This window comes from Exiguobacterium sp. s26 (assembly GCF_018618235.1).
In the GTDB taxonomy this organism is placed as follows: domain Bacteria; phylum Bacillota; class Bacilli; order Exiguobacteriales; family Exiguobacteriaceae; genus Exiguobacterium; species Exiguobacterium chiriqhucha.
This window is the reverse complement of record NZ_JACSLS010000001.1, coordinates 441,105-461,040: the sequence shown is the minus strand read 5'-3', so window position 1 is coordinate 461,040 and position 19,936 is coordinate 441,105. Positions and strand designations below refer to the sequence as shown.

Annotated in this window: 18 protein-coding genes; 5 read left to right on the top strand and 13 right to left on the bottom strand. The window is 53.6% G+C overall.

The window, feature by feature from the left end; translation table 11 throughout:
• Nucleotides 1-6: 6 nt before the first annotated feature.
• Nucleotides 7-3,177: a DNA polymerase III subunit alpha gene (gene dnaE, locus KNP82_RS02275; protein WP_236355695.1), complete on the bottom strand. Its 3,171-nt coding sequence runs from the start codon at nucleotides 3,175-3,177 to the stop codon at nucleotides 7-9.
• A 102-nt stretch (nucleotides 3,178-3,279) separates the two neighbouring features.
• On the opposite strand from dnaE, the gene KNP82_RS02270 reads away from it, so the two are divergent.
• A complete protein-coding gene (locus KNP82_RS02270) occupies nucleotides 3,280-3,471 on the top strand; it encodes a YtzJ family protein (protein ID WP_021065615.1) in 192 nt (63 codons plus the stop codon).
• Between the two features lie 18 nt (nucleotides 3,472-3,489).
• On the opposite strand, the gene KNP82_RS02265 is transcribed toward KNP82_RS02270, so the two are convergent.
• On the bottom strand, nucleotides 3,490-4,455 hold the full coding sequence (locus KNP82_RS02265) for a DHH family phosphoesterase (RefSeq protein WP_058764551.1): 966 nt from the start codon (nucleotides 4,453-4,455) through the stop codon (nucleotides 3,490-3,492).
• Between the two features lie 77 nt (nucleotides 4,456-4,532).
• Here KNP82_RS02265 and KNP82_RS02260 point away from each other — a divergent pair, with 77 nt between their 5' ends.
• Nucleotides 4,533-4,847 carry a YtpI family protein gene (locus KNP82_RS02260; RefSeq protein WP_235045157.1) on the top strand — a complete coding sequence of 105 codons (315 nt, stop codon included), beginning with the start codon at nucleotides 4,533-4,535 and terminating at the stop codon, nucleotides 4,845-4,847.
• Nucleotides 4,848-4,891: 44 nt separating this feature from the next.
• On the opposite strand, the gene KNP82_RS02255 is transcribed toward KNP82_RS02260, so the two are convergent.
• On the bottom strand, nucleotides 4,892-6,202 hold the full coding sequence (locus KNP82_RS02255; RefSeq protein WP_021065612.1) for a DRTGG domain-containing protein: 1,311 nt from the start codon (nucleotides 6,200-6,202) through the stop codon (nucleotides 4,892-4,894).
• A 161-nt stretch (nucleotides 6,203-6,363) separates the two neighbouring features.
• Between KNP82_RS02255 and KNP82_RS02250 the strand changes: the two genes are divergently transcribed.
• Nucleotides 6,364-7,461: a M24 family metallopeptidase gene (locus KNP82_RS02250; protein WP_029595176.1), complete on the top strand. Its 1,098-nt coding sequence runs from the start codon at nucleotides 6,364-6,366 to the stop codon at nucleotides 7,459-7,461.
• Nucleotides 7,462-7,504: 43 nt separating this feature from the next.
• On the opposite strand, the gene KNP82_RS02245 is transcribed toward KNP82_RS02250, so the two are convergent.
• A complete protein-coding gene (locus KNP82_RS02245; RefSeq protein ID WP_029595175.1) occupies nucleotides 7,505-8,227 on the bottom strand; it encodes a metallophosphoesterase family protein in 723 nt (240 codons plus the stop codon).
• A 12-nt stretch (nucleotides 8,228-8,239) separates the two neighbouring features.
• On the bottom strand, nucleotides 8,240-8,965 hold the full coding sequence (locus KNP82_RS02240; RefSeq protein WP_021065609.1) for an SDR family oxidoreductase: 726 nt from the start codon (nucleotides 8,963-8,965) through the stop codon (nucleotides 8,240-8,242).
• A 183-nt stretch (nucleotides 8,966-9,148) separates the two neighbouring features.
• Here KNP82_RS02240 and KNP82_RS02235 point away from each other — a divergent pair, with 183 nt between their 5' ends.
• Nucleotides 9,149-9,586: a universal stress protein gene (locus KNP82_RS02235; RefSeq protein WP_021065608.1), complete on the top strand. Its 438-nt coding sequence runs from the start codon at nucleotides 9,149-9,151 to the stop codon at nucleotides 9,584-9,586.
• A 48-nt stretch (nucleotides 9,587-9,634) separates the two neighbouring features.
• On the opposite strand, the gene KNP82_RS02230 is transcribed toward KNP82_RS02235, so the two are convergent.
• The 6 genes from KNP82_RS02230 to tpx form a co-directional block, all read right to left on the bottom strand.
• Nucleotides 9,635-10,051, bottom strand: coding sequence for a serine hydrolase (locus tag KNP82_RS02230; protein WP_483299303.1), 417 nt, complete (start codon nucleotides 10,049-10,051; stop codon nucleotides 9,635-9,637).
• A gap of 288 nt (nucleotides 10,052-10,339) precedes the next feature.
• Nucleotides 10,340-11,431 (bottom strand): RNA-guided endonuclease TnpB family protein, encoded by a 1,092-nt coding sequence (locus tag KNP82_RS02225; RefSeq protein ID WP_029595174.1) that lies wholly within the window; start codon nucleotides 11,429-11,431, stop codon nucleotides 10,340-10,342.
• A 255-nt stretch (nucleotides 11,432-11,686) separates the two neighbouring features.
• Nucleotides 11,687-12,280, bottom strand: a complete 594-nt coding sequence (locus tag KNP82_RS02220; protein ID WP_214826896.1) for a 3D domain-containing protein — start codon at nucleotides 12,278-12,280, stop codon at nucleotides 11,687-11,689.
• A gap of 432 nt (nucleotides 12,281-12,712) precedes the next feature.
• Nucleotides 12,713-13,924, bottom strand: a complete 1,212-nt coding sequence (locus KNP82_RS02215) for an acetate kinase (RefSeq protein WP_021065605.1) — start codon at nucleotides 13,922-13,924, stop codon at nucleotides 12,713-12,715.
• Between the two features lie 126 nt (nucleotides 13,925-14,050).
• Nucleotides 14,051-14,938 (bottom strand): class I SAM-dependent methyltransferase, encoded by an 888-nt coding sequence (locus KNP82_RS02210; protein WP_058764001.1) that lies wholly within the window; start codon nucleotides 14,936-14,938, stop codon nucleotides 14,051-14,053.
• A 99-nt stretch (nucleotides 14,939-15,037) separates the two neighbouring features.
• Entirely contained in the window at nucleotides 15,038-15,526 is a 489-nt protein-coding gene (gene tpx / locus KNP82_RS02205) for a thiol peroxidase (RefSeq protein ID WP_021065603.1), read from the bottom strand.
• Nucleotides 15,527-15,681: 155 nt separating this feature from the next.
• Here tpx and KNP82_RS02200 point away from each other — a divergent pair, with 155 nt between their 5' ends.
• Entirely contained in the window at nucleotides 15,682-16,500 is an 819-nt protein-coding gene (locus KNP82_RS02200) for an NAD kinase (RefSeq protein ID WP_031199840.1), read from the top strand.
• A gap of 45 nt (nucleotides 16,501-16,545) precedes the next feature.
• Here KNP82_RS02200 and KNP82_RS02195 read toward each other — a convergent pair whose 3' ends face one another.
• Nucleotides 16,546-18,117, bottom strand: coding sequence for an amidohydrolase (locus tag KNP82_RS02195; RefSeq protein WP_021065601.1), 1,572 nt, complete (start codon nucleotides 18,115-18,117; stop codon nucleotides 16,546-16,548).
• 74 nt (nucleotides 18,118-18,191) lie between these two features.
• Nucleotides 18,192-19,922, bottom strand: coding sequence for a septation ring formation regulator EzrA (gene ezrA, locus KNP82_RS02190; protein WP_021065600.1), 1,731 nt, complete (start codon nucleotides 19,920-19,922; stop codon nucleotides 18,192-18,194).
• Nucleotides 19,923-19,936 lie beyond the last annotated feature (14 nt).

Here is a 19,936-nt window from a genome sequence, read left to right as displayed (position 1 = left end):
CACTTTTTATGACTTGGTACTAGTTCCCGTGCCGGGCAATTTCGAGTCGACCCGTTTCAACACGACATCCGTATCGCCGAACCGTTGCCTCAATCCTTGCAACAATGCTTCTGTCGGATTGACGGCATATGTCGAGGCGAGTTGTTTCACTTCTTTCGAATCAGAGAATCGGCAAATGACGGGGACATCCCCTGGCGCTGTTCGCAATAGTTCTTCAAGGTCGGCGAACGACTCCAGACGCAATCGGACAAACAACGCTTGGCCGTGGAGAGGCCGGACGCGTTCGACGACGAGTTGGCGACGCCCGTCCCGTTCATTCGGATGCACCTCGAGCAAGAGGACGTTCCCGACGTAAAGTGAACGAGAGAATTGGGTGAACACGCGTGGAAAAATCACGACCTCGTCTTGCGAGACGCCGTCATCGACCATGACAACACCCATCTCTTCATTCTTTTTCGTCTTGAACGTACGAATCGCATCGACATAGACGACGATGAATCCCCGTTCGCCGTTCAACACTTCATCGATCGTCACCGTCTCAATCGAGAGCGGGGCGACCGTCGTCAACGGCGAGTGGACGATCCACGTCCCGAGTGCTTCCCGTTCTTCTTCGGACCAATTCGGCTCGATTGGTGCCGAGCGCTTCAAACCGAGTGCGGACAGCTCATCTGGGAGCAGATGCGTCTCTGTCTCCTCGCGAAGCCGTTCAACGGCCTCGAACGCACGGTGGCGATCGCCGTGATACATCCGGTCGAGGGCACCGGCTCCGAGCAGGCGCCGCAACTTCGGCTGGTCTTTCGAGCCCCACTCCATCAGTTCGAGCAGACGTTTTACGTCGGTGAATTCGGAATGGTGTTCAATCAACCGTTCGACGTCGCGTTTCGTCAAGCCTTGGACCGCCTTCAACCCGAGACGGACCCCTGGCCCTTCTAAAAAGGCCCCGGCTTGGCCATGAAGGACGTCCGGCGGATAGACGGGAATTTTCCCTTTTCGCAGCATGCGAACGAGTTGGTTCGTCTTGTCGTACGTAACGAGATAAAAAATCCGCTCGAAGTGCGCCTTCACGAAAGCCAAGCGATAACTGATTAAACTGTAGGCCACCGCGTGCGAACGGTTGAAACCGTAGCCCGCGAACTTCTCAATCCACGAGAATACTTGTCGCATCGAGTCGCTGTCGAACCGCTCCGACGAACGTTCCAAGAATCGACTCTTCTCAACGTCGATGGCCGCTACATCTTTCTTGGCGATGGCACGGCGAATCAAATCGGCCTCGGCATACGAGTAGCCGGCAAGTTCTCGCAGGAGGCGCATGACTTGCTCCTGATAGACGAGCACGCCGTTCGTCGTACGCATAATCTCACCGACGACCGGGTGGACCGGCTGATGCGGCATGCCATGCTTTCGCTTCGCATACGTATCGATAAACTGCATCGGACCTGGACGATAGAGCGACATCGTGACGACGATATCCTCGAACGTGGTCGGCTTCACTTGCCGGAGCGCTTGTTTCATCCCTTCCGATTCGAACTGAAAAATCCCGTCCGTGTCACCGCGAGCGAGCACCCGCAACGTCTTGGCGTCATTCAATGGAATCGTCTTCAGCGAGAACAGTTCATCCGTCTCGCGAATGAGCGTCTCCATCTGACGGAGTCTCGTCAAGTTGCGCAGGCCGAGCAAATCGATTTTCAACAGGCCGAGCGCTTCGAGATCCTTCATATTATATTGGGTCACTTGCTCCCCTGCTGTCGGCTGTAACGGGGTGACGTCATCAAGCGCGTCACGACTGAGTACGAGTCCGGCCGCGTGGACCGAGGCTTGACGGGGCAATCCTTCGAGCTGGGCGGCGATGTGTAACAGTTGCGACCGCTTCTGACTGCCGGCGAACCATTTCATCTTCGTCGGATTGGCCAAAATCCCGGCCAACCCGTCGTCTTTCACTTGTTTGCTGGCCGCCTGTCCTTCTTCAAGCGTCAGCCCGAGCGCCCGCGCGACATCACGTAGCGCCGCTTTCGCGCCGAACGTCGCGAGCGTCCCGATTTGGGCGGCGTGGTTGGCCCCGTATTTATCGAGGACATAGCGGACGACCTCGTCGCGCCGCTCGTCTTCGAAGTCTAAATCGATATCCGGCATCGTGATTCGTTCCGGGTTCAAAAAGCGTTCGAATAACAGCTCGAACCGGACCGGGTCGACCTCGGTGATGTGAAGCGCGAAACTGACGAGTGATCCGGCCGCGGACCCACGCCCCGGACCGACTTCAATGCCTTGCTCCCTAGCGTAGCGGACGATGTCCTCGACGATGAGGAAATACGAGGCGAAACCGGTCCGCGCAATGACGTCGAGTTCATAGCGGGCTCGTTCGATATATTCCTCTTGGAACAAGTCGAGCGCCTTTAATCGTTCGGCGACGAGACGCTTCAGTCGGTCGATCGCATGTTCAATCTCTGGAATCGACGAGGTCGCCTCCGGCAAGCGTGTGACCGAGATGAGGGATTCGAACTCGTCCAACGCCTCAAGCTCGATCGGGTCGAACCAATCGTTCATTTCGCTCGGCAGTCTTACGTACTTTCCTTTCCGATGCACATCTTCTTGTGAGATGAGCTCGCCTTCACCGATGGCGACGATGGCGCGATACGCCTCGAAATCCTCCGGTCTCATGTAACACGTGTCCGGGGCCGGTACGAGTCGTGTCCCCAGTTCGTCACGCATCTCGCGTAATTGCCGGAGCATCAGCGTCTGTTCCGTCGACTGCGGCGCCGGCAACCCGAGCCACAGTCTGTCTTCATTCACATAACCGAGCAAATGGTTATAGAGACGGCGACGGTGAACCGGGTCGTTCGCTTTCCAGTTCTCCGGTAAGATGAGCACCGCCAGTTCGGTCGCTTCGGTCAAGCCATCGGCCTGGACGATGCGATACAGTTCGGGCACTTGTTCATCGGTCAACGCATAGACGAGAACGGAGACGTCGAATCCATCCATTCGCAGCGTCGTCCGTAATCCAATAACGGGTTTAACCGCATAGCGTTCACATAACCGGACGAATTGCGGCAAGCCGTATAACGCATCGTCGGCCAAAGCGACTGCTCGACTCCCCCGTTCGGCCATCTGGGCGACATACTGTTCGAGCCGAATCGTACTTTGCATCAAGCTATAAGCCGATCTTACATTCAAGTGGATCACAAGAGTCCCCCTTTCTTTTTTCACAATTGTCAAACTCATTTTGGCACTTGTCTGATACAATAATTATAGACAAAACTTCTCCTAAAAGGGGGTATAAACCGTATGATTATTAATCGGGGTAAAATCGCACGTGACAAGCTAGAGAATTTACAGAACGGCCAGACCGTCTTCGCCGATAGTCCGGAGATTATCGAACGACTCCGTCGTTATATCACCGAGTATCAACTCGATGTCGTCGAGGATGTGACCGACCGTGGTACGTGGTTCATTCCACAAGAAGAGGATAAACGCTGAAGAGAGCTGACCAACGGGTCAGCTCTCTTCAGTTTCGAACGTGAACGGGGCCGCGACTTCATCGAGCGCCATGATCACCTCGTCCATCTCTTCCCATTTATAGATCGTGGCACCGGCGGCCATCGGATGACCACCGCCGCGATAGCGTTTCGCCACTTCATTGATGACCGGCCCTTTCGAACGGATCCGGACACGAATCTCGTCCTTGTTCTCGACGAACATGACCCAACACTTCAGCCCTTCAAGGCCAGAGAAGCTGTTGACGAGCAGCGACGCCGCTTCCGGTGTCGCATGGAACGTGCGCAAGACGTCTGCATCGATTTTGACGTAGCCGACACCCGCGTCGGTCACATTGACGTTTTGTAAGACATAGCCTTGGAGTTGCAACGTCGCCAAATTCGTCTTATACATTTGACGATACAACCGGTTCGTATCGATACCATGGTTAATCAGTTCGGCCGCGACTTCGAACGTACGTGGCGTCGCGTTGCGGAACTGGAACCGTCCCGTGTCGCCGACGATTCCGGCGAACAACAAGAATGCGGATGCCTCGTCAAGTTCAAGCCCCCAAATCCCTGCAAGTTCAGCAATCATCTCTGAGGTGGAACTGACCGTCGTGTCGACGATTTGATGGGTCGCATACGCATCTTCGTCAGGGTGGTGATCAATCTTGACGACCGTTTTGCCGGTCAAGGCGTGCGGCCCATCGATTCGTTCATGGTTAGCCGTATCGAGCACGATGACGAGCGCCTCTTGATACATCTCCGGTTCGACATGCTCCATCTTACCTAAAAACTCTAAATCACGGACGATACCGCCGACGACATAGACCTGCTTTTCCGGATAGGCGACTTCAAGAATCCGCTTTAATCCGAGCTGACTCCCGAGTGCGTCAGGGTCGGGACGGACGTGTCGGTGAATCATAATCGTGTCCGCCGCTTCAATCAATTTCAATATCGTTGCTGCCTCTGGCCAATGTGCCATTGCCATTCCTCGCTTTCTTGAACACTATTCTATGGTATGATGATAACAGATTACACGTCTGAAAGGGGTTTCTTCACTTGGGTCAATTAGTTATGATCGGACTCATTCTGTTTTCGCTAGGCGCCTACTTCGTTTCCAAACGACGCGCTTATTTGACGAAGACACCGTACCGGAAAGCACTGTTCAACACGCAAGCGCTCATCTGGCTGAGCATGTTTCTCGCACTCTTCGCCGTCAACCAAATGGTTGGCGGACTCGGACTCGGCTCGACGATCGGTTGGATCGTCAGCATCGCCATGCTCGTCTTGGGTGTCGGCAACGCCATCGTCGGGTTCATTCGCTATCGTAAAATCTATCCGCTCGCTAGCGAAGAGCCAATCAACCAATCATAAGAGAAATAGAAACGAGCTGATGATGGCATCAGCTCGTTTTTTTGTTAGCGGTCAATCAATTGCGCCGTGACAAGCGCCTTGGCGACGAGTTGGGTGCCTTGTGTCATCTCGACATCGACTTTCCCGAACTTCCGGCCAAGGTCGAACACGTTGGCCGAGACGCGAATTTGACTCTCGATTTGAATCGGTTTCATAAAGTAGACCGTAATATTTTCGACGACGAGGTCGCCTTTTTTCATATGGCGCAGACTGCGGGTCGCTCCTTCGACGAGCAACGTCGTCAACACCCCTGACGATGCCGTCCCCATGTGGCTCGTCATCTGTGGCGCGACCTCGACGGTGAACGCCGTCCCGTTCGAAGCCGGGTCTTCTTTCAACTGGTTCGTGATCATATTGTCGAACGTCTCGCCGACTTGCGGTTGGCGGTTGGCGAGTTGGAGCGCCTTCAACACGTCTTGGCGGCTGATGATACCGAGCAGACGGCCATAGTTATCAACGACCGGCAACATCTCGATGCCTTCCCAAACCATTTGGTGAGCCGCATTGGTGACGCTCGTCTGAACGCCAACCGTGATCGGGCTCTTCGTCATCACTTTCTCGATCTCGGTATCATGCGGCCGGTCGAGCAAGTCTTTCGCCGTGATGACGCCAACGACTTTCATCTGCTCGTCGATGACGGGATAACGGTTATGTTTCGTCCGTTCGTTCAGTTCGTGCCACCGTTTGACCGTATCGTCCACTTTCAAATAGAACGTGTCGTGCAGCGGGATGACGATATCCGAGACGAGTAGAATCTCTTTTTTAATCAAGCGGTCATAGATGGCCCGGTTGATCATCGTCGCGACGGTGAAACTGTCATACGACGTCGAGATGACCGGCATGTGATACTTATCGGCCATCCGTTTCACTTCATCGGTCGTGTCGAATCCCCCCGTGATCAACACGGCGCCACCGGACTGGAGCACAAGTTCATGCGCCTTTTCCCGGTTTCCGATGATGACGAGTGAGTCGACGTCGATATATCGCATCATCGCCTCAAGCTTCATCGCCCCGATGACGAACTTCGAGAGCGTTTTATGGAGCCCGTCTCGGCCACCGAGCACTTGCCCGTCGACGATATTGACGACTTCTGCGAACGTCAGCTTCTCAATATTCTCTTTATGTTTACGCTTGATGCGAATGGTGCCGACCCGTTCAATCGTCGAGACGAAGCCTAAATTCTCCGCTTCCTTGATGGCCCGATACGCCGTTCCTTCTGATACTGCCAATTCCTTCGCGATTTGGCGGACCGAAATTTTAGATCCGACATCGAGCGACTCGATATGTGCTATGATCTGTTCATGTTTTGTTGTCATGTCACGAGTCCCTTTCCTCAATACATTTTCTGTCATCCTCAGTATACTGTATCAGTCTTCCTTCTTCAAACTGTACTACTGAAAATGTGACATTTCCTTTCCGTTTTGGAAAACGGTATAATGAAACAGAACGCCAATGAACGAGAAGGAAGGGAAACGAGTTGAATCAACGAACCAACCATATTGCACAATCTTTGGCCACTAAAGGGTTAGACGCTGCTTTTGTCACGTCGAAAGCATCGGTCTTTTATTTTTCGGGAGTATATGCCGAGGCACATGAGCGGCTCATCGCCATCCTCGTCTTGAAGAACGGCACGACCGCTCTCGTCTGTCCGGCACTTGAAAAAGGCATCGTCGAGGCGAGCGACTGGAATGGCGATATCGTCACGTACATGGACCACGAAAATCCATGGGACAAAGTCGTCAAACTGTTCCTCGACCAACAGATTATCCCCGAGCGCATCGGGATTGAAGGCGAGCATTTGACCTACAACCGCGTCGAACAGCTCCGCGCCGGCTTTGCCGGTCTCTCAATCATCGACTTGACCGAAGAGCTTCAGGCGCTTCGCATGATTAAGTCTCCGGACGAGGTCCGCCTGATGAAACGCGCCGCCGAACTCGCTGATATGGCGATTGAGGCAGGGATTCGCACCTTGCGTGAAGGCGTGACCGAGCTCGAGGTCATCGCCGAGATCGAATATGCGATGAAGAAACAAGGTGTCCGCGAGATGTCGTTCGACACGCTCGTCTTGTTCGGCGAGAACAGTGCCGATCCGCACGGCGTACCTGGTAACAATCGCTTGAAGAAAGGCGACTTCGCCTTGTTCGACCTCGGTGTCATTTGGCAAGGCTACGCCTCGGATATCACGCGCACCGTCGTCTACGGCGAAGCGAGCACGAAGCAACGTGAGATTTACGAGACCGTCCTTAAGGCCGAAGAAGCCGCCATCGAGATGGCGAACGTCGGGACGACGCTCGGATCCATCGACATCGCGGCTCGCCAAGTCATCACGTCGGCCGGCTACGGCGAATACTTCACGCATCGCGTCGGACACGGAATCGGCATCGAGGTGCACGAATTCCCGTCGATGGCGGCCAACAATGATATGACGGCCCAAGTCGGGATGACGTTCACCGTCGAACCAGGAATTTATCTCCCTGGCGTCGGCGGCGTCCGCATCGAAGACGATATCGTCATGACCGAGAGTGGTCCGATCTTGTTGACGAGTTATCCGAAGACGCTCCAAGAAATCAATTGAGTCACAACAAAGACCAGCCGTACGCGGCTGGTCTTTTTCACGGTCAATAAAAGAGTCGGAACATGACGTCACGTTGCGGCACATCATTCCGTTCCATCGCTTCCAGAAATGCCTGCTTGTCATAACGGACCGACTGCGGATGGATGGCGAAGCCTGTCTCATCCCACTCGAGGATGCCGTAACGGGCCAAATCGTCACGGGCGACACCGAGCGCACCGGGATTGAAATAATGTTTCGTGTCGTCATGGAACACATGCTCCGGATGATGATGCCCGAAACAGATGACGTCCGCTTCATAAGACCCATACAACGACTGCATGTTCGAAAGTGTCGCCTCGACGATGTCATGGAACGGCTCCTCGGTGATCGGCACGTCCCGCTTCTCGCTCGGGATATGATAATGAATCCCATATACCCGCGTACCCTCGACAACGCGTTCAATCGTACGCGGCAACTTGAAGAGCGCGTCCGCATAGTCAGGCCTAAGCGTGCGCGCCACCCACTCGTGATGCGGACGGGTATGGGCATAACTGTCAGGGTGACCCGTCCCGGCCATGAGCGACAAGACAGCCTCATCATGGTTGCCGGTGATCATGTGTACACCACGGTCGAGCAGACGTGCCATCACTTCGTTCGAGTCGGGCCCCATCGCGATCATATCGCCCAAACTCCAAATCTCGTCGACCTGCTGGCGATCGAGCTCGGCCAGCACCGCGTCGAGCGCTTGGACGTTTCCATGGATATCGGTCAACATGGCCAATTTCATGCGGTTTCCTCCTTATTTTCGGTATTGATGGACGACGTTGACACCTCCGGTCACATCGATGATGGCACCTGTGACCATATCGGAATCACGGGCGAGCAGGAATAGAATCATGCGGGCGATGTCTTCGCCCGTCCCGTGTCGTCCGACCGGGGTCTGGTCGTCCGGTTCGGCCGCTTCGATTCGCATTTCTTTTTGCGCGCCGACGATATTGCCCGGGTTAATCATATTGGCTGTGATGCCGTGTGCCGCTTCCTCGAGTGCGACCGATTTCGTCAAACTGACGAGCCCGGTTTTGGCGGCCGCGAAAGCCGACCGATGAACCCAGCCTGGTGCCGTCCCACTCTCCGGGAAGCCATATGTGATGATGCGGCCGAATCGTTTTGCCCGCATACTCGGGATAGCCCGGCGCATCAGCCAAAACGAGGCTGACAAATTGCCGCTGATGACCTCGTCCCACTCCTCGTCCGTCAAATCGACGAGACACTTCCGTTCGAAGATGTAAGGCCCGGCGTTCAAGATGAGCGCGTCCGGCTCTCCGAATTTGGCCACCGCCTCTTCATAGCCACTCAGGACAGCTTCGCGGTCCGTCAACGGGGCCTCGACCATATGTAACCGTTCATGTTGCCAATCGATCGGCTTCCGCTGCAATACACTGACGTGCCAACCTTCCTCCAATAATCGTTCCGTCACAATGCGGCCGATCCCTTTCGCACCGGCCGTGATGACTACATGTTTCATCGTCATCCCTCCTCTGTATCATCTTACCCGTTCCGCTTGCCCATTTCCAAACTTCAACCTGTTCCATCAGAAAGTTGTGAAAATTTCACACATTTCTGAAAGAACCGGGCGTGAATTGAAGCAGAAGTGGTATACTATACATGTAAGCCGCACGTACATTTCAAGCGAAAGGTTGGGATTTACATGGCAATTGTCTACAAACATATTCTATCTGCCGTCGACGGCTCGAAAGAGGCCGAACGTGCATTTGAAACAGCAATCGACGTCGCACTTCGAAACGATGGCAAACTGTATATCGGACACGTCATCGATACACGGACATTCGCCACGGTTGAAGCGTACGACCGGACGATTACCGAGCGTGCCGAGACGTATGCGAAAGAACTGCTCGAGGACTACGTCAATCGCGCGAAAGAACGAGGTGTCAAAGAAGTAGAGACGGTCATCGAGTACGGCTCTCCGAAAGTGACAATCGCTAAAAAAATCGCACCGAATCACGACATTGATCTCATCATCTGTGGAGCGACCGGGTTGAACGCCGTCGAACGCTTCTTCATCGGTAGCGTCTCTGAAAGCATCGTCCGCTACTCGAAGTGTGACGTGCTGATCGTCCGCCAATAACGTTTCAAGGGCCAACGCGCATGCGTTGGCCCTTTCGTGTGTAGTCGCTTATGGCATCAGGTTATCAATCGGTCGAACCGTCTCAGCCGCCAAATTACTGAACTCGCGAAGGTAATCGAGGTATCGATCGCCACCATAATTATAGAGTTTGTTATACATCCTGACGACGACGGTTCGATAAGCAGGAATAACCAATAGCAATGGCCCGGTGTTCCCAAGAATTTGATACGACCCAGCTGGTACAGCCTCCCCTAGTTCGCTCCACGCTTTCGGCTCGCCTTGGACATACCAAAACAGCCCGTTTGTCGGGAACGTTGAGTTGGGATATGCGGGACTTTGAATCGATGTCGCGAGACGAATCATTTCTTTCGGCACAATCTGAACTCCACGATGACGTCCGTTATTCAGATGAAGATTGCCCCATTCCGCGAATTCTCGCGCAGTCGTATGTAGGTTCGACCCCATTCCATCATCAAAAGGATACAACTTATACGACGCTTCCTCGTCAGGATCGTCAATGACTTTGACGAAACTCGGTGCCGCGCATCGGTCGCCCATTCCGTCCGCGAGAGTCCCATCGGCTGAAACACCCGCTCTCTTAATAAGTGAGTGAAGTCATATCCGTATAACCGTGTGAACTACTCACCACTTATTTGCTTCGCGAATTGAAGTGGGAGCTTCTTGGGAAGACCGTGCTTTGACCAGCCACGATTATGGGCCAAGCTCGTCGGGCAGTCCCTGCCCTGAGGTGTTTCAGTTGGCGAGGCGCAACAGGTTGAGGCTCGCGTTGACGTCGCGGTCGTGGTGCGCGCCGCACGCGGCACACGTCCACTCCCGAATTTGTAAGTCTTTCTTGCCGCCGTTCTCGCCACAGCTCGAACAGACTTGGGTCGAGGCGAACCACGGGTCGGCCTTGATCAGCGTCCGGCCGTAGAATTTACATTTATATTCGAGTTGTCGGACGAACTCGCCCCACCCGGCGTCCCCGATTGATTTCGCCAGGCGGCGGTTTTGCATCATCTCCCTCGGCTTCAGCGTCTCGACCACGACGACTTGGTTCTCGTCGACGATGCGTCGCGACAGCTTGTGGAGGAAGTCGTGCCGGCGATTCCGTACCTTTTCATGCTTTTTAGCCAAAAGGAGCCGGGCCTTCTCGCGGTTCCGGCTGCCGGGCTTCTTGCGGGCGAGGGCGCGCTGCGCTTGTTTGAGCCGATCTTCGGCCTGTCGCAGGTTGCGCGGGTTCGCGATCTTCTCCGTGACGAAATCGTCGTTCGTCATGGTGGCGAAGTGTTCCAGCCCGAGGTCGATCCCTATGTTGTGCTCGGCCGGGCCCCACGGCTCGTCATCCTGCTCGACGAGGAGCGACACGAAGAACGTGCCCGTCCTCGTCATCGACACGGTCGCCGAGCGGATCTCCCCGTCGAAGCCGCGATGCTGTGTGAACCGGATGAACCCGACCTTCGGCAGACGGACTTTTCCCGTCTCGATGCGGATCGTGCCGTGCTGGTTGTTCGTCGTGTAGGACGCGCGCGATTTCCGTCTCGACTTGAACACCGGGAAGCCGGCCGTCCCGGCGAAGAACTTCGCGAACGCCGCGTCGAGGTGCAGCTTCGCGTTAGCGAGCGCGAGGCTGTCCGCCTCGCACAGGAACGGGAACAGCGGCTTGTAAGAGGCCGGTGTCGGCGGTTTCCGCCTCGGTCCGCCGGCCGCCTTCGCCTCCTCGTGGATGGTGATGCGGTCCTCGAGCAGCTTGTTGTAGATGAAGCGGGCGCAGCCGATCGTCTTGATCAGGAACTCGGCCTGCGTCGCCGTCGGGTGGAGCCGATATCGGTAGCCCTTCAGCATGTCCGTCCCTCCTTTGCCCGGTACCAGGATGATGCTTGTCCCATTCCGATACCCGCGGAGGGGGCGAGGAAATCTGACGGAATCACGAACTTTTGTTCGTCGTCCTGTCACAGCGGTGGCCAAGGGCGTCGGGGACGGGCGATTCATCTCCTACCTACGCTGGGCCGTGCCCCGAGACGCTTAGAGGAGGGAGAATTCTCGCCTAATTTAGTTAAAAAAGGGCCACCGCAAATGCGATGGCCCCTCGTTCACGTATTATAACACTTTGACAGTAACCGTCTTACGACCGAAGTTGAGGGCCGCACTTTGTGAGTACATTAAGATGTCGATTTTGTTACCTTTGATGGCGCCGCCTGTGTCAGCCGCTGTGTATGTGCCCATCAACTTCCCGCCGACGTACACTTGTACTTTCTTACCGAGCGGAATGACGCGCGGGTCGACAGCGACGACGTTACGTTTTTGTGCCCGTACGTTCCAGCCTAATGCCGTAACGCCTGAACATCCTTTGCAGTACGGTGTGTAAGCCGATGCGTTCATCGTATATGTTTTCACATTAGCCTTCGCGACCGTTTTCTTCACGGTGCGTAAGTACTTTGTAGCGATCCAACCTGACTTGCCTTTGTAGTTGACGCGAATCCAAGCTCCTTTTGAGCCAGTGCGTTGAAGTTGTTGTCCTTTATTGATTTTCCCAATCACTTTACCGCTGAGCGTCCCTGCCGAGCGGACGTTCAATCCGTTGACTTGGCTTTGTACGTAAACTTTTGAAGACGCCTCAACTTGTTGTTGGGGTAAGAGCATAGCGAGTGTCATGACCGTCAGTAGTAAGACCGTTCCAATTTTTTTGAGCATGTGGTTTGTCCTCTCCTAGTCGGTTTGTTCGTTGTAAGTTCGTGTTGTCGAATCTGTTGTGCTGTTCCAGTTGAAACATGTCGTATCGATTACGGAATGTTTCGTCCAGATAACTATATGACGAATCGTATGACCGTGCGTTTACAACTAAAATTCATTTGAGTGTCAGCTAAGTTACGATTACATTACAAAACCGCCATCTTTTAAGGGAAGATGACGGCTTTGATAAAAATCTTTAGGTTTCGTCATATTAATTCCCAATTAAAGGGATTAATATATCTGCTTTGTTACGGAAACCATGTTTTCTTACGTCAAATGTTACAAACGAGCACTTTCGATTCGGCCCATCGTCACAAAACCATCTCATGCCGTATGCCAAAAGCACTAAAAAAAGCCCGTCCCGTATGAATACGGAACGGACGTTGTAACAGCTTAAACGTGTGATTCGACGAGGTTGGCGATGCGAACAGTATCGCGTGCGATGACCAATTCTTCGTTCGTCGGGATGATGATGACTTTGACCGGTGAGTGCGGGTAGTTGATGAACAACTCTTTGCCGCGTGCTCCGTTGTTGAGTGATGGATCCCAGTAGACGCCCATGAACTCAAGGCCACGAAGGATGCGCTCACGGATGACGTCAGAGTTTTCTCCGACACCAGCTGTGAAGATGATTGCATCGACACCGTTCATCTCTGCCGCATATTGACCGATATAGCCGTGGATGCGGTTCGAAAAGATTTTGAGCGAGACTTCGGCACGGTGGTTGCCTTCAGCCGCTGCTTGCTCGATGTCACGCAAGTCACTCGAGATACCCGAGAGACCGTAGACACCTGACTCTTTGTTCATGACGTTCAATACGTCTTCAGCCGACTTGCCAGTCTTCTGCATCAAGAACGGGATGAGGGCCGGGTCAAGTGATCCCGAGCGCGTTCCCATCGTGATTCCTTCGAGTGGCGTGAAGCCCATCGTCGTGTCAATCGAACGACCGCCGGCAACCGCTGCGATTGATGCACCGCTACCGAGGTGGCATGAGATTAAACGAAGGTCTTCAAGCGGACGACCGAGAAGCTCTGCCGCACGTTGCGTGACGTACTTGTGGCTCGTTCCGTGGAAACCGTACTTCCGGACGCCGTGCTCCGTGTAGTACTCGTACGGAAGGCTGTACAAGAAGTTCTCTTCCGGCATCGACTGGTGGAACGCCGTGTCGAAGACCGCGACTTGCGGTACGTTCGGTAAAATCGTTTGGAACGCACGAATCCCCGTCAAGTTTGGCGGGATGTGGAGCGGTCCGAGTTCGACGAACGATTCGATGTTCTTCATGACTTCATCGTCGATAACGACCGAATCCGCGTACAACTCTTTTCCGTGAAGGACACGGTGACCGACGCCTGCGATTTCGTCGAACGACTGAATGATATCAAGGTCAATCAATTTTTCGAGCGAGAGCTCGACCGCTTCTTTATGTGAATGAAGCGGTGTGACGATATGGAACTTTTGTCCTTCGCCATATTTAATCGTGAAGATCGCATCTTCTTTTCCGACACGCTCGACGAGCCCGACGGCGAGCATCTTCTCAGATGGCATTTCGAGAAGTTGGAACTTTAATGACGAACTACCTGCGTTGACTGCCATAATTTTTGTCATGTCATACACCTCTTACCTTTCGATTTAAACACGAGTCTTTATCTGTTCTCTTAAAAACCGATAACTGTATCATAATGAAGATACTTGATATGGCATATGTTTTTCAAGTCTTTTGCCCAATAAAAATTATGTTGTTTTAAACCAATCGTCAATCTGTTTCACAATATTGGCAACAGCACGCACATCCGTGAACGATGGCAACTCGACGAGGAGTGCTTGTTTCGGGCGTTTGACGCCTTCCCCAAGCTTTTGTAACATCAATAGGCTTTTCGCATATCGCTCGTCTTTGAACATCGTCGTCGGTAATTGAAGAACACCTTTGACGACAGCCTCACGGTCCATCCACTGTTTTAATTTCCCTTCGTCATCCTGTTCAAACAAATTGTTCGGGATGACAAAAATCCCGTGACCGCCTGGTTTCAAGTGACGCATCGCCTGCTCGATCAACAAGAAGTGCGAGTAAGAATGGCCTTCATCCCGTTTCAAGGCGTAGCCAGACGCCATGTCATCGTTCGGATAATAGCCGATCGGCAAATCGACGAGTGCCAAGTCGCTCGGCTCGACGAACAGCGGTGCGAGTGCGTCTTGATGGAAGTACGATACCGGCTTCCCGAGCAGGTTGCTGATTGCGTAAGACAGACGCAGCATCGTCTCATCGACTTCGACCGCCTGTGCGGTGGCATCTTTCAATTGTGTCAACACGGCGTGGACGAGTGTCCCCGTCCCGCTACCGAGCTCGAGCACGTTCGCCCCGTCCTTGACGAGTTTCGTCGCCAAGTACCCGATGAACAGGCTGACGGCGTCCGGCGTCGGTTGATGGTTCGGCGGGAGTGTCGTCGTCTCCTCGAGGACGAGCAGACTGACGGCTTTGCGGACATCATCCGTTTTCTCCTGTTCGACATTGACTCGCTCAAACACTTCAATCAATGCCTCGAGCGGCAATAAGTCAAGGTCTGTCGTCAGCTTCTTCGCTTCTTTCTTCCAATCCCGATACAGTTGTTCAAATCGTTCCATCTTCGATCATCCTTTCCATACAAAACCGGCCCTCTTGTGGAGAGCCGGTCGGTTCACTTCTATTAGTGTAAGCGATTCGTGGTCGATTCGCCAAGCGAATCAGTTCGCAGCGTCAAACGCCTCGAGCGCCGCATCGAAATCAACTTCCTCAGTCATCTCATCCATGTACTGGACGTACTGGACCGTACCGGCCGAGTCGATGACGAATACCGAACGTGCGAGAAGACGGAGTTCTTCCATCAATACGCCGTACGATTTCGCGAACGATTGGTCGCGGTGATCCGATAACATGACGACATTATCAAGTCCTGACGCCGCACACCAGCGACGCTGTGCGAACGGTAAGTCGTTTGACACCGTCAAGACGGTACCGCCGAGCGATGACGCCTTCTCGTTGAATGCGCGTGTTTGCGTGTCACAGACACCTGTGTCGATCGATGGAACGACACTAATCAATTTCTTGCCTGGGTATGACGCGAGCGTCACCTCTTCAAGTGCCGTCGTGAGCGCTGTAAAGTCCGGTGCAGTATCTCCGACTTTGACCGGGTTCCCTTGCAGTGTAACGGTATTGCCTTTAAATGTTGGCATCGTTTCATCCCCTTTTGCATGATTTATACTTCTTCATCATAGCGATGGCGCCGTCTCGATGACAAGCATCCTGCCTCAGACGGCCTGATTGTGATTTTCCCTATATCGAGCGTCTAAAACGCTGTATAATGAAAGAGACTCAATTGACAAAGGGGATGACTAGGATGAGAAACAACGTTTTTTTGTACCATCGTAACGTCAACGACTTTACAAAAGAAGTAAAGAAATTAATCGAAATCGGTGAGAAATACGGCTTCAACGTCGTCAATCGTCCTGAAGACGCCAACATCATCGTCGCCATCGGGGGAGATGGCGCGTTCTTGCAGGCCGTCCGCTATACAGGATTCCGTCAAGATGCTATCTACGTCGGGTTTGGCCGCGGCTTGAACGAGTTTTATTGCGACTTCGATATACATAAACTCGACGAAGTCGATCGCTTGTTCTCGGACAACAGCGCCCGTATCGAAGCCGGTCTCGAAGTGCGGAAATACCCGCTCTTGTCGGCATCCATCAATGAATCGACTCCGATGCTTTGTTTGAACGAAGCCTCAATCAAATCGAGTATCATCAAATCGCTCGCCATCGAAGTGTACATCGATGATCTCCATTTCGAGACGTTCCGCGGTGACGGCATGGTCGTCTCGACACCGACCGGCTCGACAGCGTACAACAAATCACTCGACGGCGCCATCGTCGACCCGCTCATCCCTTGTATGCAAGTGAGCGAGATCGCCTCGGTGAACAATAATCGTTACCGCACGCTCGGCTCGTCGTTCATCGTGCACGACTCACGCAAACTCTCGCTCCGCATCGTTGAGGACGGGAACGACTATCCGATTATCGGCATGGACAACGAGGCGCTCAGCTTGAAGTATACAGACCGCATCGATATCGAACTGTCTGACCAGGTCATCAAGACGGTCAAACTGAAAAACAACTCGTTCTGGCACAAAGTCCAACGCTCATTCTTCTAAACGACAAAAGGCTAGCCGTCCTCGTGGATGGCTAGCCTTTTTTTATTACGTGTTGACGACGTCGGCCTCGTATACCGGAGCCCCGTCGACGACCGTCATGACGAGTCGGTTGTCGAGGATGTCGCGTCCACGCAAGTCGAAGAAGTCCTCTTCCCACACTGTGAACGTCGCGTTATAGCTCTGAATCAACAAGCCGTCGCGTCCGTGTGTGCCTGTGGCGACACGTGGTGCATACGTGAAGCTACGGAGCGCCTCATACATCGATAGGCGTTCCGGCGGGTTGAGCGCCCCTGACTCCTCAAATGACTGACGGGTGACCGCCGCATACAAACCTTTCCGTACATCGACGGTAGAAATCGGGGCGTCACTGCCTCCAAGGACGAGCGCTCCCGTATCGAGCATCGATTTGAAGCGGTAGGCGTCATCGACGCGGTCGTTGCCGAGCCGATCGAACAACAAGTTCATGTCGTCCGACAAGAAAATCGGTTGGGCATCAATCAACACCGGCAACGCTTGAATCCGTTTCAAGAGCGCGTCGTTCAAGAGTGAAGCGTGAATGATTCGGTCTCTCGTCCCGCGCTTGGCCGGATATTTCTCAAGCAGCGTGATGAACTGTTCGGCGGCGGCGTCCCCAATCACGTGGGCCGCCACGTTCATCCCGTAGGACCGCGCCTTTTTGACAAGCGCCTCGAGATGATCCGGACGATGGACCTCGATTCCCCGCTGTGCCGGATCATCCGTGTACGGTTCCGACAAGAGTGCCGTCCGTCCCCCGAACGATCCGTCGACGAACAATTTCATCGCCCCGAAATCAAAACGCGGGCGCTTGGCGAGCGCATCGTGACGAATCAACGTATCGACGACTTGTTCATGGACGAGCAGATGCGCGTGGAACGGGAGATCCGCCAACACGTCTTCATACGCTTGAATCGTCTCGAGCGGGTCACCGTGATAGAACAAGTCTTCCGTATGGGCATTGACGATGCCGTGGGCGAACAGAGAGTCGATGGCCCGGTGGAGCGAGGCGACATTTTTCTCGCGATTCCCGCCCAGCTCTTTGTGGAGCAGGTCGAGCGCCGCATCGTACAGTACCCCGTTCAACTTGCCGTCCGCATCGCGTCCGAGCTTCCCGCCTTCGATGACGGTATGATGAATCAAGCCGAGCCGTTCCAACCCTTTCGAGTTGACGACGGCAACGTGGCGACAGACCCGTTTCAAGACGACGGGGCGGTCCGGAATGACGGCATCAATCATCTCACGCGTCGGCATCTCGCCAAGCAGACGGTCATTGAACCCTTCCGCGACGATCCAATCGTCGTTTCCACCCTTTTGCTTCATCGATTCGAGCAGAGCTTGCAAGTCCGTCGTCTCGGTCGCATCGATCCGGTCGAGCGCTTCCCCGTACCCGATCAAGTGGATGTGTGAGTCGGTGAACGCCGGATAGACGCTCTTCCCTTCAAGATTCACAATTTGCTTGATTCTTCCGGCGTATGTACGACGAAGGTGGCCTTCTTCTCCCATCTTCAAGATCCGGCCGTGCTCCACGTACATGGCACGAGCTTGTTCATGCTCTTTGTTCATCGTATAAATCTTTCCGTTAACCCATAGCGTTCCCATCACAAAATTCCTCCTCGATTCAAAAAAGATTGACGTACACGTTAATTCCCGTTTACGTCAATCTTCATGCATCATTATTTTCGTAATAGCTCTTGCTGTTCCAATCCTTTTTCGACACGTTGGCGAATCTCACGGGCCGCTCCTTCATCGAAACGTCCGAGGACACGCTCGCCAATCTCGACGGCCGTCCCATACTCACCATGTAAAAACTTGTTCTCGGCGAGCGTCAAGGCGATATGCACCTCGTTGTCGCGACGGCGATAGCGGTTCGCATACTGCAGAAGCTGTTCGGCGTACGTGACTTGGCGCAAGAGCGCTTTGACCCGGTCCCGGAAGTTGTCCATCGTCTCTTCGACGTCGTGGCTGAGGCCGACGATATACGTCATATTAAACGGTGCTTTCTCGAACTGTTCATCCAACGATTGCACGCCTTTTTGCAACTGGCGCATATCGCTCGTCAAATCAGTCGGAACGACCGGCATGGCGCTCTTCGCGAGCAAACGGCGATGGGCAGACAGTTCGCGCTTCCATGACTCGAGTTTGTTGCGGACTTCGAGTTCTTCTTTGCGAAGGGAGTTCGTGTTCTCGATGAACCGTTCATGCATTGCACTGAACTGATCGAGCGAACGTTTCGCTTCTTGTACTTTTGATTTAATCATGCTGAACGGAATCATCTGGGCGACGAGCGCCTGTTCGATGTCGAGTACGTTCGCCGTGAGCGTCGCACGCTCCCGTTCGAGCTGTTCAAACTCTTCGCCGACACGGGCATTAATCTCGTAATTGCTGACGAGCCGGGTCATCTCTTGATGGAGACGAGCCATGACTTCACTCGTCTGGCGGTCACGTTCTTTCACGGTCGCGAATTCTTTTTTCACGTATTGGCGTGCATCGACTTCGGTCCGGAACGCTTCGAACAGCTGATCGATGTCCGAGCTGAGCTGTTGCATGTCCATCTCGAAATGATCGAAGTCGAGTTGTTCAATCCGGTCCATGAGCGCGGCCCGGCGATCTTCCGCTTGCTCGATCTCTTCCATTAAACCGAGCGGCTCAAGCGCGTAGCCGTCCATTTGCATCTCTTTATGACCCGAGCGCAACTGGTTGAGCTGTTGTTTCAAATCGATTTGCACCGTGCGCACGAACTGCGGGATGACGCCGACGAGTTCACGAATCTTCGTCACTTTCTCAGACAAGACTTGGCCGGCGATATACGCCTCCGACACTTGTCCTTCCTGCTTCAACGTGATCATCTCGGTCCGCTTCGCTTCCGCTGCCGCGATTTCAGACTCGACGAGCTCGTATGTCGGACCAAACGCACTGTTTTGGGCGACGAGCGTCTTCCGGAATTGATACAACTCTTTCTCGTCTTTTTTGACGATATCGAGAAGCGACGAATGGTGTTGATTGAACTCATCCATCTCATCGAGCATGGCGTGTACCATCGACTCGAGCTCTTCAATCAACTGTTCCGTCGCGTTCAAATCGGATTTCACTTTAAGGAAGCGATATTTGTCCAAATCTTCTTCGGCATGATAGAGCGCCTCATCGATTTGTCCCGTATGTACGCTGACGAGTTCGTCCCACGACTGATGCCACCGTTCGAACTTCTCTTTCGTCTCGCCTTCCATCGGCCATTGTTTGAACTTCTGCAGTTCAGCCGGCACACTGGCGCTGAGCACACTTTGTTTGCGCATGTCTAAATCATCAATTTTCTGGTAAAAATTCCTTCGCACGAGCATGCTTCCCAGCATGGCCCCTAATGCGATGACAATGATTCCAATTAAAATTCCGTAGATTCCGTAATCCATCTCTGTCACAACCT

Excerpts from the sequence above, each read along its gene's own strand:
- KNP82_RS02270 (WP_021065615.1), top strand. The coding sequence starts at position 3,280 with ATGATTATTAATCGGGGTAAAATCGCACGTGACAAGCTAGAGAATTTA.
- KNP82_RS02265 (WP_058764551.1), bottom strand. The coding sequence starts at position 4,455 with ATGGCACATTGGCCAGAGGCAGCAACGATATTGAAATTGATTGAAGCG.
- KNP82_RS02255 (WP_021065612.1), bottom strand. The coding sequence starts at position 6,202 with ATGACAACAAAACATGAACAGATCATAGCACATATCGAGTCGCTCGAT.
- KNP82_RS02245 (WP_029595175.1), bottom strand. The coding sequence starts at position 8,227 with ATGAAATTGGCCATGTTGACCGATATCCATGGAAACGTCCAAGCGCTC.
- KNP82_RS02240 (WP_021065609.1), bottom strand. The coding sequence starts at position 8,965 with ATGAAACATGTAGTCATCACGGCCGGTGCGAAAGGGATCGGCCGCATT.
- KNP82_RS02235 (WP_021065608.1), top strand. The coding sequence starts at position 9,149 with ATGGCAATTGTCTACAAACATATTCTATCTGCCGTCGACGGCTCGAAA.
- KNP82_RS02230 (WP_483299303.1), bottom strand. The coding sequence starts at position 10,051 with ATGGGGTCGAACCTACATACGACTGCGCGAGAATTCGCGGAATGGGGC.
- KNP82_RS02225 (WP_029595174.1), bottom strand. The coding sequence starts at position 11,431 with ATGCTGAAGGGCTACCGATATCGGCTCCACCCGACGGCGACGCAGGCC.
- KNP82_RS02220 (WP_214826896.1), bottom strand. The coding sequence starts at position 12,280 with ATGCTCAAAAAAATTGGAACGGTCTTACTACTGACGGTCATGACACTC.
- KNP82_RS02215 (WP_021065605.1), bottom strand. The coding sequence starts at position 13,924 with ATGACAAAAATTATGGCAGTCAACGCAGGTAGTTCGTCATTAAAGTTC.
- KNP82_RS02210 (WP_058764001.1), bottom strand. The coding sequence starts at position 14,938 with ATGGAACGATTTGAACAACTGTATCGGGATTGGAAGAAAGAAGCGAAG.
- tpx (WP_021065603.1), bottom strand. The coding sequence starts at position 15,526 with ATGCCAACATTTAAAGGCAATACCGTTACACTGCAAGGGAACCCGGTC.
- KNP82_RS02200 (WP_031199840.1), top strand. The coding sequence starts at position 15,682 with ATGACTAGGATGAGAAACAACGTTTTTTTGTACCATCGTAACGTCAAC.
- KNP82_RS02195 (WP_021065601.1), bottom strand. The coding sequence starts at position 18,117 with ATGGGAACGCTATGGGTTAACGGAAAGATTTATACGATGAACAAAGAG.
- ezrA (WP_021065600.1), bottom strand. The coding sequence starts at position 19,922 with ATGGATTACGGAATCTACGGAATTTTAATTGGAATCATTGTCATCGCA.